Raw genomic sequence first — 15,750 nt, forward strand, 5'->3', positions numbered from 1 at the left:
ATGATGATACTAGTTATAGGCAAGAATGGCCAATTAGGTAAATCTATAAAAAAAGTTTTAGCTAATAGCGTGCAACATAACAAATATATTTTTGTTGGAAGAGAAAGTTTAGATCTAAGCAAAAAAAGTAGTATTAATGATTATTTTAAAAATAACAGTTTCGATTTAATTATTAACTGCGCTGCTTATACAAAAGTAGATAAGGCTGAAGCGGAATTTTTATCTGCAAATCAGATAAACAATTTGGCTGTTGCTCAATTATCAGTCATTGCAAAAAAACAAAACTCTAAATTAATTCATATTTCTACTGATTATGTTTTTGATGGTAAAAATAATAAGAAATATAGAGAAAATGATCAAGTAAATCCAATTAATGTTTATGGCAAAACCAAGTTAGCTGGTGAGCAAGCTATAATAAAAGAAATGTTAACAAATGCAATTATTATAAGAACTAGTTGGCTATATTCAGAGTTTGGAAATAACTTCGTCATTACAATGTTAAGATTAGGGCAAGAGAGGAGGGAGATTAATGTGATTAATGATCAAATAGGTACTCCTACCTATGCAATAGATCTTGCTAATGTAATATTAAATATTGTAAATAGTAGTCATTTTTTCAATAAAAATCATAGTACAAAAATTTATCATTATTCTAACAAAGGTTATTGTAGTTGGTTTGATTTTGCTAAAGAGATTTTTAAATTAGCTAATATTAATGATAAAGTTCAACTTAATTCAATTACTACTGAAGAATATTTAGTAGTTGCTGAACGACCAAAAAATAGCGTCATAAATAACAAGAAAATTGAAAATGACTACAATATAGATGCTTTTAATTGGAAAGACTCATTAAAAAAATGTTTATCAGCTTATGAGCTTGCTAACTCTATTAAAGGAAATGAGTGATATATATTTATGAGTGGGCGACTAGTTATAAAAATTTTCAACCAATAATTAATTAAAAGAAAGCAATGAAAAATAGAAAAATCTGTGTAATTGGATTAGGATATGTTGGGCTTCCTATAGCCGTAGAGTTTGGTAAAAAACGAAAAGTAATTGGTTTTGATATTAATCAAGAAAGAATTGCTGAATTAAAAAATTTAACTGACACTACACTTGAAACAACGCGTCAAGAGCTTCTAGAGGCAACACAATTAAGCTTTACAACTTCTATAGATGAAATTAAGGATTGTCACATATATATTGTAACCGTTCCAACCCCAATTGATAGTCTAAAAAAACCTGATCTAAATCCATTAAAAAAAGCAAGCAAAACAATTGCTAAAATCCTTAAAAAAGGTGACATTGTTATATATGAGTCAACCGTCTATCCTGGCGCAACTGAAGAGGTGTGTGTTCCAATACTTGAAAAGCATTCAAATTTAAAATTTAACCAAGATTTTTATTGTGGCTACTCTCCTGAACGAATTAATCCAGGAGATAAAAATCATCGATTACCTTCGATTAAAAAAATTACTTCAGGTTCTACCCTTGAAATTTCAATTAAGGTTGATGAGCTTTATCAAGAAATTATTACTGCAGGAACCCATAGGGCAAGCAGTATTAAAGTAGCTGAAGCTGCAAAAGTCATAGAAAATACTCAGCGAGATGTAAATATTGCACTTATTAATGAGCTTGCTCTTATATTTAATAAGCTAGATATTGATACTGAATCAGTTTTAAAGGCGGCAGGCACTAAGTGGAATTTCCTTCCCTTTTCTCCAGGCTTGGTTGGCGGTCATTGTATTAGTGTTGACCCTTATTATTTAACTCATAAAGCCATTGAGATTGGATACGTTCCAGAGATGATTCTTTCTGGAAGAAAAATTAATGATAATATGGGAATATATGTTGTGCATCAAGTTGCTAAGTTAATGACCAAAAAAAATATTTCTATTGATGGGTCTAAAATATTAATTATGGGCCTTACTTTTAAAGAAAATTGTCCTGATATAAGAAATACTCAAGTTATTAACTTGATTTCATCATTTGAAGATCTAAGATGTAGTGTTGATGTTTATGATCCATGGGTCAATAAAGAAGGGGCTTTTATTGAACATGGTTTTAAACTAATCGAGGAGCCAACTAAAAAGAAGTATGATGCAATTGTATTAGCTGTAGCACATGATGAATTTAAATTACTATCTATAGATAAGTTAAAAGCTTTTTGTAAGGATAAGCATGTGATTTATGACGTTAAATATTTATTAAAAGCAAGTGAGAGTGATGGGAGGCTGTAAATGACTAAATATGAAGAGCTACAAGACTATTTAATAAGTAATCAAAGCACTTGGTTAGTGACAGGTGTTGCTGGATTTATTGGCTCAAACCTTTTAGAAAAACTACTTACTCTGAATCAAAAAATAGTAGGGTTGGATAATTTTGAAACAGGCTATCAAGCCAATATTGATGAGGCAATTAATGATGCAGAAAGATTTACAGGGAAGTCGTTAAGATCTAATTTTAAATTTATCAAAGGTGATATTAGTGAATTAAAAGATTGTCAGAAAGCTTGCAGTGGCGTCGATTATGTTTTACATCAAGCTGCTCTTGGGTCAGTTCCTCGCTCAATAGATAATCCAATTAATACTAATAGGGCAAATGTTGATGGCTTTCTAAATATTTTAGTCTCTAGTAAAGATGCTAAGGTTAAGCGCTTTGTTTATGCAGCTTCGAGCTCTACCTATGGTGATCACCCTGATTTGCCTAAAGTAGAAGATAAAATTGGAAATACGCTCAGCCCATATTCAGTAACGAAATTGGTTAACGAGCTTTATGCAAGCGTCTTTGCTAAGACTTATGGGTTTAAGGCAATTGGCCTTAGGTACTTTAATGTATTTGGTAAAAGGCAAGATCCAAATGGTGATTATGCAGCTGTAATACCAAAATGGGTTTTGGCAATTTTAAATAAAGAAGAACTATTTATTAATGGTGATGGTGAAACAAGTAGAGATTTTTGTTATATCAATAATACAGTTCAAGTAAATTTGCTTGCTGCAACAACTAATAACAGTGATGCAACTGACCAGGTTTACAATGTTGCATATGGCGATTCTACAAGTCTAAATGAGCTTCACCAAATTATAGAGTCTGGTCTGATGCAAAGAATAGAAGGTTTGGAAAAGAAAGATCCAGTCTATAGAGATTTTAGAATTGGTGATGTCCGTCATTCGTTGGCTGATATTAATAAAGCTAAATCATTGATAAATTACAAGCCAAGTCATAATATTAATGAGGGCTTAAATGAGGCATTGGATTGGTATGTAAAATCTCTATCAAAGCAAAGATAAAGATTGTTTTCTAAAATAAAAAATAAGCTGTTTTTTCTTTTATTTTTCTTACTAATTTCAATTTTAGTTGGATTAAATAAAACATCAACACAGCTAATAGGCATTAATTTTAAAGTGACTGAATATGAAATTCCATTATTTCTAAAGATTTATAATTTTTATGGCCGGCATTTTAATTATGATTCTTTGGTTACTCAAATAATTAAAAATAGTCAAAATGATTCAGATAAAGTTCTTCAGCTGTCAAAATGGATAATTAATAATATACAAAAAATACCTAAAGGCGTAGATATTGTTGATAGCCATCCTATGACAATTATAGAAAGACGCCTGGGAATCGAAGATCAATTTGCAGACTTATTATCTGTTTTAATAGTTTATGCAGATATAGATTCTTTTTTTTGGAATTATAAAGACAATCAATTACAAAGTTCTCTAACTTTTTTTAAGCTGAGTGGAAAATGGTCAGTAATAGATCCATACTATGGAATAATATTTTTAAATTTGGAAAAAGTGATGGCATCAATTGATGAGCTTAAATCAGAAAATTGGAAAATTGTCACTTTAAATATGGAGCCCGTTAATATGGAAAATTTTAAAAATATATTTAATATCAAGTTTGATGATATTGAACAAGTCAGGGAATATTACACCAAGCAATTTAAACAAATTCCGACTCAAGAGATTATTGATAAGATTAGCCTATTTGATCTAGGAGGTAGGTCATATACACAAAGTCCATTAGGTCGATTTAAATTTGCATTAAATGGGTTAAAAAATCGTATATTTTAATTATGCAAAAACCTTTTAAAAAATTACTTCAATTACTCTGGTTACATATAAATAATCGACGTAGAAAACAATTTTTCATTCTATTAATTTTGATGGTTTTTGGATCTTTTGCTGAAGTTATAAGTATTGGTGCAGTTTTGCCGTTTCTTGCGGTATTAGTTGCGCCAGAGCAGATTTTTCAAAATCCAATAGCCCAACCATTTATTCAAATATTAGAAATATCTGAACCATCTCAACTCCTACTTCCTTTAACTGTAATTTTTGGATTAACAGTTTTTATTGCTAGTATGCTGCGCTTAATTTTGCTATGGTTTTCTACAAGACTATGTTTCGCAACAGGTGCTGATTTTAGTATTGGTATATACCAGAGGATGCTTTATCAACCATATTCCTTTCATTGTAGTCGAAATAGTAGTGAAATTATTAGTGGTATTATGAAAACTGATTCAGTAATTTTTACAATTATTCTTCCAATCCTATCGATTATTAACTCAGTTATTGTAACGACAACAATTCTTATTGCCCTTCTTTTTATAGATGTCTCTGTGGCATTAGCAGCTATTATCAGTTTTTCTATCTTTTATGGAATTATTATTTTTTCAAAACGAAATAAATTAATTAAAGATAGTATTGTAGTTGCAAGTGAATCTACAAATCTAGTTAAGACTATTCAAGAGGGTCTAGGTGGTATACGTGATGTTCTTTTAGATGGAACCCAAGTAATATATCAAAAAATATATCGTAAATCTGATATTAGGCTTAAACGCGCACAGGGTAATAATTTGATTATTGGCGCTGCACCACGTTACTTGATGGAAGCTATTGGTATGATATTAATTGCCTTACTTGCTTATTTTCTTACTCTGAGACCAGGGGGTGTTGCTTCAGCTATCCCTATTTTAGGAGCATTGGCATTGGGGGCTCAAAGATTACTTCCAGCAATCCAAATAATCTTTCAATCATGGACAAGCATGAAAGGTAGTCAAGGATTACTAGAAGATGTAATTGAACTTATTGAACAACCTATCCCAGAATATGCTCACAAGCCAAACCCCTCTCCTATGATTTTTAATAAAAATATTAAACTAAAAAAAATTTATTTTCGTTATGGTGAAAAATTACCTATGACTTTAAATAAAATAAACTTAGATATTAAGAAGGGATCAAAAGTTGGTTTTATTGGAACTACTGGAAGTGGTAAAAGCACTCTAATTGATATCATAATCGGACTTTTGGAGCCTTCTGATGGAGTTATAGAGATTGATGGTAAGGTATTAACCAGTCAAAATGTACGCTCTTGGCAGGAGCATATTGCACATGTGCCTCAAGCTATATATTTGGCAGATACCAGTATTGAAGAGAATATAGCATTTGGGATTCCTAAAAAAAATATTAATTCAGAACGAGTAAGGCTTGTTGCAGAGCAGGCTCAAATTTCTAATGACATTGAGTCATGGCCAAAACAGTATAAAACGCGCGTAGGTGAGAGAGGTGTTCAATTATCTGGGGGGCAGCGCCAACGAATTGGTATTGCACGTGCTCTTTATAAAGACGCAGATGTGATTATTTTTGATGAAGCAACAAGCTCACTAGATAATTTAACAGAATCTTTAGTTATGCAGGCTATTGATGCTTTGAGTGATAATATAACTCTATTAATAGTTGCACACCGTCTTTCTACGTTAAAAAAATGTTCGCAAATTATAGAGTTAGATGAAAATGGTATTAAGCAAACAGGTAGTTATAATGAAGTTATAAATGAATCAAAAGATCTGAGTAGTAATGTTAAATAATTCCACAATTTTAATAACTATCGAAGATAGTTTTATTGGATTCCAAGCAGCTATGGCTTTAGTTCAAAAAGGTTTTAAGGTTTATACACAACAATGGGTAAGTTTATTTATCATTTCTTTTATTAAGAATTTGGAAGATAAAGCTGGTGTTCTAGATATTGACACTCATCAATCTTTTGATAGAGCAAGAAAAACTTCTCCAAATCTTTTTAAATGCACATAATATTAAATATTTGTTAATCCTTAAAATAGTTAGTTTTTTACTACAATCAATTTTGATAAATTAATATGCAAAGTACACTTAAATTAATTGGACGAAATAAAATGCTATTTTTTTCTGATATTGCTAATGTCTCAGAAGAATTAAATGGAATAATTCAAAATTCTACATTTCTTGTTATAGGTGCGGCAGGCTCAATTGGCCAAGCTGTATGTAAAGAAATTTTTAAAAGAAATCCAAGTAAACTTCATGCAGTTGATATTAGTGAAAATAATCTGGTTGAGCTTGTGAGAGATATTAGAAGCTCTTTTGGATATATTAAGGGTGATTTTAAAACCTTTGCACTAGATATAGGGTCCGTAGAATATGATGCCTTTATTAAGCAAGATGGGAAGTATGATTATGTATTAAACCTTTCAGCTTTAAAGCATGTTCGTAGTGAAGAAGATCCATTTACACTAATGAGAATGATTGACGTAAATATCTTTAATACAGATAAGACTATTAGACAGTCTATTAAAAATGGAACAAAGAAATATTTTTGTGTAAGCACTGATAAGGCTGCCAATCCAATCAATATGATGGGTGCAAGTAAGCGTATTATGGAGATGTTTTTAATGCGTAGATCTTTAGATGTAGATATTTCAACAGCAAGATTTGCCAATGTTGCTTTTAGTGATGGCTCACTGTTGCATGGCTTTAACCAGAGAATTGAGAAAAGGCAGCCAATCGCTGCACCTAATGATATAAAACGCTATTTTATAACCTCACAAGAAAGTGCAGAGCTATGCTTAATGAGCTGTATTTTTGGAGAAAATAGAGATATATTTTTTCCAAAACTGAGTGAAGCTTTACATTTAATATCTTTTGCTGATATCGCGATTAAATATCTAAAAGATAAGGGGTATGAAGCTCACATCTGTACTTCAGAAGATGAGGCTAGGGATTTAATTAACACTTTACCAGAAAAAGGGAAATGGCCTTGTTTATTTACAGATACTAGCACAACTGGAGAGAAAGATTTTGAAGAGTTTTATACTGATGAAGAGGCTCTTGATATGGATCGATTTGAAAATTTAGGAATAATCAAGAATAGTCCAGAATTTAATGAAAATCAATTGAATAATTTTTCGAATACAATTCAAGGGTTTAAGTTGAATATGAAATGGACTAAAAAAGAGATTGTTAGTGAATTTATTAAGATGATTCCAAAATTTGATTATTATGATACTGGTAGATACTTAGATGGAAAAATGTAATGTTTGAAGATGTTATTTCCTTTATTCAGAATACTTATAAAACAAAGGAGTTTATTCCTTTGCATGAGCCAAGGTTTATAGGTAATGAAAAAAAATATTTAAATGAGTGTATAGATTCTACTTTTGTATCGTCTGCTGGGAAATTTGTAGATGAATTTGAAGAAAAAATTGCAAGCTATACTGGCGCTAAATATGCCATCGCAACTAGCAATGGAACTTCGGCATTACATGTATCACTGCTACTGGCTAATGTGGAGCAGAATGATGAAGTGATCACCCAGGCTCTTACCTTTGTTGCAACTTGTAATGCTATACGTTACTGTGGTGCACAGCCTATATTTGTTGATGTTGATAGAGACACTATGGGTTTATCACCATCTGCATTGAAAGGATTTCTTGAAAATAATACAACAGTCAAAAAGCAACAGTGTGTAAATAATAAAACAGGTAGAGTGATTAAAGCCTGTGTGCCTATGCATACTTTTGGCCATCCTTGCAGGATAGATGAAATTAAAGATATTTGTAATAAGTATTATATATTTCTAATTGAAGATGCAGCTGAAAGTGTTGGTAGTTTTTATAAAGACAAACACACTGGAAACTTTGGGCAGGTCGGTGTAATGAGTTTTAATGGAAATAAAATTATCACGGCAGGTGGTGGTGGGTGTATTGTTACAAGTGACAAGAGACTTGCAAAAAAAGCTAAGCATTTAACTATGACTGCTAAAGTCCCACATAAATGGGATTTTAATCATGATATGGTTGGCTATAATTATCGCATGCCAAATTTAAATGCTGCTTTATTGGTTGCACAATTAGAAAATCTTGATAACTTTATACACAGCAAACGCAAATTGGCGAATATGTATGAAGATTTTTTTAAAGCTACTGATTATACTTTTGTTAAAGAGTTAGCAGAATGTAAGTCAAATTATTGGCTAAATTCAATTCTTCTTCAGAATAAACAGCAACGAGATGAATTTCTGAATGAAGCTAACTCACAGAATATAATGTCCCGTCCAATTTGGACATTAATGAATAAATTACCAATGTTTGAGTATGCCCAATTTGATGATTTAACAAATTCAGAATGGTTAGAAGAGCGCGTTGTTAATATACCTAGTAGTGTAATAAATATGAATTGAAAATTAAATACATATACTTTTTCGATTTTCAATATCGAGAGCTCCATATTTTCAATCTTACCTTGATTGTGTGAGGTCTAAAATACCTTTAATATTTATTTATAATACAATACAATTTCTTTATTTAAGCTGTTCAAAAGGGTGCAGGAAGATTGCAGCTCAAAATGCTCATACCCCATCAGTCCATTATAATTTGTATTATCACTTATCTATGTCATATTCATCTGTAAAATTAATTTTCATGGAAAATACAATTAAATGACAAAAATAATTGCCGAAATAGGAGTGAATCATAATGGCTCTCTTAATAAGGCCTATGAGTTGGTTGATGTTGCAATAGAGTCTGGCGTTGATGTGGTTAAATTTCAAATGGGAAACCCTAAAAATGTTATTAGTCAAAAAGCCCCTAAAGCAAATTACCAAATAGAGTCTACTGGTGATGATGAGTCTCAGTTAGAGATGGTAAAAAAATTAGTCTTGAAGGATTCAGAGTATCTTGAGTTAGCAAAATATTGCAAGACAAAACACATTGAATTTTTAGCAACACCATTTGATATAGAGAGTATTGGTTTGTTGTCAAATACTATGAAGTTGCAACAATTAAAAATTGCATCTGGAGAGGTTACCAATTCACAGTTATTGTATTACGCCGCAAGAACTAATAAAAAGATTATTTTATCCACAGGTATGTCAACTCTTGCAGAAGTGGAAGTTGCTCTTGGAATATTAGCACATGGATATTTATATCCTAATCAAAGACCACTACTTTCAAATTCAAAAGATGTATTTTGCTCACCTAAGGGTCAAGAAATTTTGCAAAAAAAAGTTGAGCTTCTTCATTGCACGACAGAATATCCCGCTCCCTATTCAAGTGTAAATTTAAAAGCAATGGATACACTTAGAGCTGCATTCAATCTTCCTGTAGGTTTATCTGATCATACTTCAGGAATATATATTTCGATAGCGGCAGTTGCTAGAGGAGCGACAATAATCGAAAAACATTTTACTTTGGATAAAAATCTACCTGGTCCAGATCACAAAGCATCTTTAGGGCCTGAAGAGTTGAAAGATTTGGTTCTTGGTATTAGGGCGATAGAAGAGTCTATAGGTCATGGTGTAAAAATTCCTGCGTCTGCTGAAATGCATAATATGAAAATAGCAAGAAGAAGTTTAGTGGCTGCTATCGATATTAAAAAAGGTGACACATTTACTGAGAAAAATCTAATTAGTAAAAGACCTGGAACTGGAATATCTTCAATACATTACTGGGATCATATAGGCACAAAAGCAAAGAGATTTTTTACTAAAGATCAGATTATTAACTTATAAAATATGTAAATGAAAGACTCTCAGATATTATCTAAAATTTTAGTTGACAATTATTGGCATTTGGTTGGACATAAATCAGAGTTAATGAATGATAAAGACTATATTAAACTAGATTTATTAAATAGAAATATTGTTGTTTTTAATGATGATGGAGAATTACTTGCATTTGATAATATTTGTCCTCATCGTGGTACAAAATTTTTCTCAGAAGATTCTGGAAACCAAAATATTTTATGTCCTTACCATGGCTGGAGTTATAGAAAAGGAGAGTTAAAAATACCAAAAAAAAAGGAATTTAGTAATTGTAATTTAGATGAGGCTGATTTAAATAAGTTAAATTTAGATTATTGTGGAGATTTTATTTTTGTTAGTTTTAATCCTAAACAAAGTCTTGATGAGCAACTATCGAAGTTAAAGCCTATTCTTGAAGAGATATCTATTAAAATGGTTTCGCGTATTGATTTGGACTATTATGAATGGAGTTGCGATTGGCCGATTGCTATAGAGAATGCATTAGAGCCTTATCATATTGCAAAAGTTCATCCAAATACCTTGTCCTTACTTAAACTAAAAAAAGAGCAAGATTTATTTTATAATGAAAACTCCATTTGGAAGGCACGTATTAACAATAAAAGAATTGAAGCTGGTATGCAAAAAATTCATAATGACTTTGATGTAGATGTAGAATATGATGGTTATCAAAGCATCTTAATTTTTCCATTCTCTTTCTTGTCTTTTACATATGGGTTCACTTACTCATTGCAAAACTTTTTTCCAGGCAACTCTTCAAAAAAAACAAATTTCCATAGTAGGCTTTTCTCGAGTAAAGTTAATAAAAATGATTTAACCGAGTATTTTTTAAATTCAACTATCAAAACTAATCGAAAAATTTTTTCTGAAGATGAAAATATTTGTTCTCAGGTTTATGAAGATGCATGGAATGTTGAGCCATTAAAATTTTGCCAAGATGGAGAGTTACGAATCAATCATTTTAGAGAAAAATTAAAATACATACTCACAAAGAGAGAGACACAATGAATGAAAATCAAATATTAGATCTAATTGCAGAAACGCTAGAAATGGATTCGATTGAAATCACAATGGAGTTAGACGAGAGGATATGGGATTCTCTTGCTGTAGTAGTTTTTATTGGTTCAGTTAATAATGCATTTAACAAAATACTAGACCCTAGTCAACTATACGATGTTAAGAATGTACAGCAGTTAGTTCAACTTGTAATAGACTCATAAAATTAAGTATGTATAAAATTTCTAACGTTCATATTCATAGTATTGCGGCATGTGTGCCAAAAAATACAATTAAAAATATTGCTAATGATAACAATTCTAAAGTAATTAAAAGCATTGGTGTTAAGATGCGGCATGTAGTTAATGATGATCAAAGTGCAATGGATTTATGTATTGCTGCAGCACAAGATATTTTCGATCAAACATCTCTTAATGCAGAAGATATTGGTGCAGTTATATTTGTTAGTCAGACGCCAGAATATCAATTACCTGCAACAGCTTGTATCATTCAAAGTATTTTAGGAATTTCTAATGATACTATTGCGTATGATGTAAATCTAGGTTGTTCTGGATATACGCACGGTTTATTTTTAGCATCAGGTTTGATTCAGTCAGGGGTGGAAAATATTCTATTACTTACTGGAGATACTATTAGTAAAACTATTGATAAAAATGATAATAGTACGAGCTTATTGTTTGGTGATGCGGGTTGTGCTACAATTTTAACCAGAAAAAAAAATAGCAGTATTAGTTGCGTTCTAGGTGTTGATGGATCCGGTTTTGAAGCTATTATTATTGATAATAAGTATGCCAAAAGAACTTCATATAAAGATAATTATTTAACAATGAATGGCGGCGAAGTGTTTGCATTTACCTTGAGGTGTATTCCTAAATTAATTAAGGAGAGTCTTTCTTTCTCTGATTTAGAAAAAGATGATATTAGTTATTTTGTCTTTCATCAGGCAAATTTGTTCATGCTGAAAACTTTAGCTTCATCTATTGGTATTGATTTTGAGAAGTTCCCAGTGAGTATTGACCAGTATGGTAATACCAGCTCAGCTTCAATACCTCTAACTATTTGCCATAAAAAGAGCATAATTAAGGGGAAGGTTCTTATGGCTGGTTTTGGGGTTGGCTTGTCATGGAGTTCTGTTATTGCTGATTTAAGTGATACTAAGATTTTAAATATTATAGAATTATAATGTTAAAAGAATCATTAAATAATAAAACAGTATTAGTTACGGGCGCATCATCTGGAATTGGTAGGGATGTGGCAATTTTTTTATCCGAGTTGGGGGCTAAGGTAATAATTACTGCAAGAGATGTTCCTCGACTCAACGAAACATTTAGCTTGCTAATTGGGGGTGGGCACAGGCAGATTATTGCTGATATTTCAAATGTAAATAATATTTCAGTGTTAATGGATGAGTTGTTTTTTCAATGTGGAGCATTGGACGGATTAATTCATTGTGCTGGTATTCAGCATACCATGCCAGTACAAATAATTTCAGAGAGTACTTTTGATAAATTATTCAATATTAATGTTAAAAGTGCGCTGTTTTTAGTTAAGTGTTTGAGAAAAAAGGGTAGATACAATATAAATGGCAGTAGTGTGGTTTTTTTAAGTTCAACTGCAGCTTTAACTGGTCAAGCTGGTATCAGTGAATATTCAGCTTCTAAAGTGGCACTTCAAGGGCTTGCACGATCTTTATCAATTGAATTAGCAAAACAAAAAATTAGAGTGAATTGCATTTCTCCTGGTGTGGTTGAAACAAAGATGTTATCAGAATTTCAACAAGGGTTAACTTCAGAACAGTTTAAAAAAATTCAAGATAGACACCCTTTAGGTATTGGTAAAACTAGCGATATTGTAGGCCCTATTGCCTTTTTATTAAGTGATTACTCTAGTTGGATTACTGGTACTAATTTGAATGTTGATGGCGGCTACACAATAGGTTGATTAATGAAAGCATATATAAAATATATTTCTTCTTATTTGCCTGAAGCAATTCTAAGTAATGAGGACTTAGCAAAACATAATATAGAATGGAGTGTTGAAAAGATAGAGGAAAAGACTGGCATTAAGAAACGTCATATTATTGCTAAGGATGAAACTGTTTCAGATATGGCTACAGCATCAGCAAATCCGATCTTTGCTCGTGAAATTGCCAAGAAGTCGGATATAGACTATATTCTATTATGTACTCAAAGTCCCGACTACCTATTGCCAACTACCGCATGCATTGTGCAGAATAAACTAGGTTTAAGCAATACTTGTGGTGCACTAGATTTTAATTTGGGTTGTTCTGGCTATATTTATGGATTAAGCCTTGCAAAGGGCTTAGTTGAGTCTGGTCAAGCAAAAAATATATTATTAATTACTTCAGAATGCTATAGTCGATATATAAATGAAGGTGATAAAAGCGTTAGAAGTTTATTTGGAGATGGGGCAACAAGCACTTTAATTTGTGCAAGTGATAAAGATGAATTATTTATTGACTCCATGATTTTTGGGACTGATGGATCTGGTTCAGGTAATTTAATTGTTCCTCACGGGGGGAGTTGTAACCCAATACATGACTCTTCATTAATTGAATCTACTGATCAAAATGGTAATACTAGGGCTTTAAATAATTTATATATGAATGGGCCAGAAATTCTAGTTTTTACATTAAAAATCCTTCCCAAGCTTTTAAAAGATATATTAAAAAAAAATGATTTATTAATAGAAGATATTGACTATTTTGTTCTACATCAAGCTAATAAATTTCTACTATCACAATTACAAAGATTATTAAAAATTCCAAATGAAAAATTTTTAACCTCTTTTGAAGAGTTTGGTAATACAGTATCATCAACAATACCATTAGGACTATTAAAAGACTGTAATCGTTTTAATAGTGGAGATAAAATTGTTTTAATGGGTTTTGGTGTGGGTTATTCGTGGTCTGGCTGTGTCGTTACATGGCATGATAACTTTGTATAAAAAAATGATATGACTAATAGAATTGTAATGATTGGTGGAGGGTTTTTTGCAAAAGAGGCTCTAGAAGTTGCCGAAATGAATAAATTTGAGATAACTGGTGTATGCTCCCCAGAAAACACACTAGGTAGTAATTATCCTAATTTTTGCACAAAAGAAGAGGATTTACATAAGTTTATGTCTAAATTTGATTTAGGGTTTTTAGGGATTGGTGCCTTCAGTTCAAAAGACATTCTAAAAAGAAAAGACATTATAAATTTTCTAGAATCTGAAAAAATTAAATTGGCTAAGTTGATATCTCCACACGCCATTTTATCTAAAGGTGTGGAAATTGGCTTTGGAACATATATTGCACATAATGTTGTGATCAGTTTTGATGCTGTTGTTGGGCGTAATTCAATTGTTAATACTTCTGCTATTATTGGCCATAATGTTCATATAGGTGATAATGTCACTATCTCTTCATTGGTATTTTTGGGTGGGTCTGTAGAAATTGAAAATGATGTTCTACTTGGAACAGGTTGCGTTGTATTACCAGGCGTAAAAATAAGCGCAGGCTCCACAATTGGTGCAGGAAGTGTAATAGTAAATAACGTCGATGCAAATAGTATTGTATATCCAAACATATCGAGAGCAATTAAAATAAATAAGGAATGAACGTTAAAATGAAACCAGTTTTAGTATATGAAACATAAGAGAAAAATTTGTATTATTACAGGTACTCGTGCTGAGTATGGTCTTCTTTATTGGCTTATGAAAGAGGTTGAGTTAGATAAAGAGTTAGAGCTCCAACTAATAGTTACTGGAATGCACTTAAGTCCTGAATTTGGATTGACTTACGAGGTAATAGAAAAAGATTTTAAAATTAATAAAAAAATCGAGATGTTGCTCTCTTCTGATTCATCAGTTGGAATTACAAAATCAATGGGACTAGCGCAAATCTCTTTTTCAGAAGCCTATGAAGATTTAAAGCCTGATATCTTAGTTGTATTAGGCGATAGATATGAAATATTTTCAGCAGTAAGTGCTGCAATGATTGCACGAATACCTATTGCTCATCTTCATGGTGGAGAGACAACAGAGGGTGCTTTTGATGAGTCTATAAGGCATAGTATAACAAAAATGAGTCATATCCACTTTACAGCTACTGAAGAATATAGAGTTAGAGTAGTTCAGCTTGGTGAGCAACCAGAAAGAGTTTTTAATGTTGGCGGCATGGGAATGGAAAATATTAAAAGGCTTGAGCTGCTTTCAAAAGAGGAGTTTGAAAAATCAATTAACTTTAAACTCAATCAAAAAAATATTTTAGTGACATTTCATTCTGTAACACTTGAGAAATTGACTGCAAGAGAGCAATTCCAGAATTTATTAAATGTTATAGATGAGCTTGAAAATACAAATATTATTTTTACAAAGGCTAATAGTGATACAGATGGAAGAATCATAAATCAAATGATTGATGAATATGTGACTAAAAACCATATTAAATCTGTTTGTTTTACATCATTGGGTCAGATGCGATATCTAAGTGCATTGCAATACGTTGATGCAATAGTGGGAAATAGTTCAAGTGGATTAGGAGAGGCACCTAGTTTTAATATAGGAACTATAAATATTGGAGATAGGCAAAAAGGCCGACTAATGGCGGATAGTGTTATAAATTGTAAACCTATAAAATTATCTATCAATGAAGCATTCGAAAAGCTTTCCTCTCAACAGTTTATAAGCGTTCTTGAGACTGTTAAAAACCCTTATGAAAAAGACGGAATGGCGGCGAGCAAAATAATTGTAGGAATAATAAAAAATATTAGCTTGGAGAATATTATTAAGAAATCTTTTTATGACCTCGAGGGTATTTCACAAAGTGGTTGAATATTTTGAATTATTGTGTGAAAGGTTGTGATTTTCAAC

At 31.6% G+C, this 15,750-nt stretch carries 16 protein-coding genes; all 16 read left to right on the forward strand.

Annotated features, from left to right (window positions below):
• The 16 genes from rfbD to neuC all read left to right on the forward strand — a co-directional run bounded on the left by rfbD (position 1) and on the right by neuC (position 15,711).
• Entirely contained in the window at positions 1–906 is a 906-nt protein-coding gene (gene rfbD / locus ABXT69_RS01670) for a dTDP-4-dehydrorhamnose reductase (RefSeq protein ID WP_416678591.1), read from the forward strand.
• A 65-nt stretch (positions 907–971) separates the two neighbouring features.
• Entirely contained in the window at positions 972–2,240 is a 1,269-nt protein-coding gene (gene tviB / locus ABXT69_RS01675) for a Vi polysaccharide biosynthesis UDP-N-acetylglucosamine C-6 dehydrogenase TviB (protein ID WP_416678593.1), read from the forward strand.
• The gene (locus tag ABXT69_RS01680) at positions 2,241–3,290 is read left to right on the forward strand and encodes an NAD-dependent epimerase/dehydratase family protein (RefSeq protein ID WP_416678595.1); all 1,050 of its coding nucleotides are present in this window, start codon (positions 2,241–2,243) and stop codon (positions 3,288–3,290) included.
• Between the two features lie 3 nt (positions 3,291–3,293).
• Positions 3,294–4,082, forward strand: a complete 789-nt coding sequence (locus ABXT69_RS01685; protein ID WP_416678598.1) for a hypothetical protein — start codon at positions 3,294–3,296, stop codon at positions 4,080–4,082.
• A gap of 92 nt (positions 4,083–4,174) precedes the next feature.
• Positions 4,175–5,875, forward strand: a complete 1,701-nt coding sequence (locus ABXT69_RS01690; RefSeq protein ID WP_416678601.1) for an ABC transporter ATP-binding protein — start codon at positions 4,175–4,177, stop codon at positions 5,873–5,875.
• Entirely contained in the window at positions 5,865–6,098 is a 234-nt protein-coding gene (locus ABXT69_RS01695) for a hypothetical protein (protein WP_416678603.1), read from the forward strand. Before ABXT69_RS01690 ends, ABXT69_RS01695 begins: the two co-directional genes overlap by 11 nt.
• A gap of 65 nt (positions 6,099–6,163) precedes the next feature.
• Positions 6,164–7,354, forward strand: a complete 1,191-nt coding sequence (locus tag ABXT69_RS01700) for a UDP-N-acetylglucosamine 4,6-dehydratase (RefSeq protein ID WP_416678605.1) — start codon at positions 6,164–6,166, stop codon at positions 7,352–7,354.
• The gene (locus ABXT69_RS01705) at positions 7,354–8,499 is read left to right on the forward strand and encodes a LegC family aminotransferase (RefSeq protein WP_416678607.1); all 1,146 of its coding nucleotides are present in this window, start codon (positions 7,354–7,356) and stop codon (positions 8,497–8,499) included. The genes ABXT69_RS01700 and ABXT69_RS01705 overlap by 1 nt, the downstream gene beginning before the upstream one ends.
• A 258-nt stretch (positions 8,500–8,757) precedes the next feature.
• Positions 8,758–9,828 (forward strand): N-acetylneuraminate synthase, encoded by a 1,071-nt coding sequence (gene neuB, locus ABXT69_RS01710; RefSeq protein ID WP_416678609.1) that lies wholly within the window; start codon positions 8,758–8,760, stop codon positions 9,826–9,828.
• Positions 9,829–9,837: 9 nt separating this feature from the next.
• On the forward strand, positions 9,838–10,866 hold the full coding sequence (locus ABXT69_RS01715) for a Rieske 2Fe-2S domain-containing protein (RefSeq protein ID WP_416678611.1): 1,029 nt from the start codon (positions 9,838–9,840) through the stop codon (positions 10,864–10,866).
• Positions 10,863–11,078 (forward strand): acyl carrier protein, encoded by a 216-nt coding sequence (locus ABXT69_RS01720; RefSeq protein ID WP_416678613.1) that lies wholly within the window; start codon positions 10,863–10,865, stop codon positions 11,076–11,078. The genes ABXT69_RS01715 and ABXT69_RS01720 overlap by 4 nt, the downstream gene beginning before the upstream one ends.
• A gap of 8 nt (positions 11,079–11,086) precedes the next feature.
• The gene (locus tag ABXT69_RS01725; protein ID WP_416678614.1) at positions 11,087–12,058 is read left to right on the forward strand and encodes a ketoacyl-ACP synthase III; all 972 of its coding nucleotides are present in this window, start codon (positions 11,087–11,089) and stop codon (positions 12,056–12,058) included.
• A complete protein-coding gene (locus ABXT69_RS01730; protein ID WP_416678616.1) occupies positions 12,058–12,816 on the forward strand; it encodes an SDR family NAD(P)-dependent oxidoreductase in 759 nt (252 codons plus the stop codon). Before ABXT69_RS01725 ends, ABXT69_RS01730 begins: the two co-directional genes overlap by 1 nt.
• A gap of 3 nt (positions 12,817–12,819) precedes the next feature.
• Positions 12,820–13,842 carry a 3-oxoacyl-ACP synthase III family protein gene (locus ABXT69_RS01735; protein ID WP_416678618.1) on the forward strand — a complete coding sequence of 341 codons (1,023 nt, stop codon included), beginning with the start codon at positions 12,820–12,822 and terminating at the stop codon, positions 13,840–13,842.
• Between the two features lie 9 nt (positions 13,843–13,851).
• On the forward strand, positions 13,852–14,496 hold the full coding sequence (locus ABXT69_RS01740; RefSeq protein WP_416678621.1) for an acetyltransferase: 645 nt from the start codon (positions 13,852–13,854) through the stop codon (positions 14,494–14,496).
• A gap of 27 nt (positions 14,497–14,523) precedes the next feature.
• Positions 14,524–15,711, forward strand: a complete 1,188-nt coding sequence (gene neuC, locus ABXT69_RS01745; RefSeq protein WP_416678623.1) for a UDP-N-acetylglucosamine 2-epimerase — start codon at positions 14,524–14,526, stop codon at positions 15,709–15,711.
• The last annotated feature ends 39 nt before the right edge of the window (positions 15,712–15,750 follow it).

This window comes from Candidatus Pseudothioglobus sp. Uisw_016, from assembly GCF_048087635.1.
Classification (GTDB): Bacteria; Pseudomonadota; Gammaproteobacteria; order PS1; family Pseudothioglobaceae; genus Pseudothioglobus.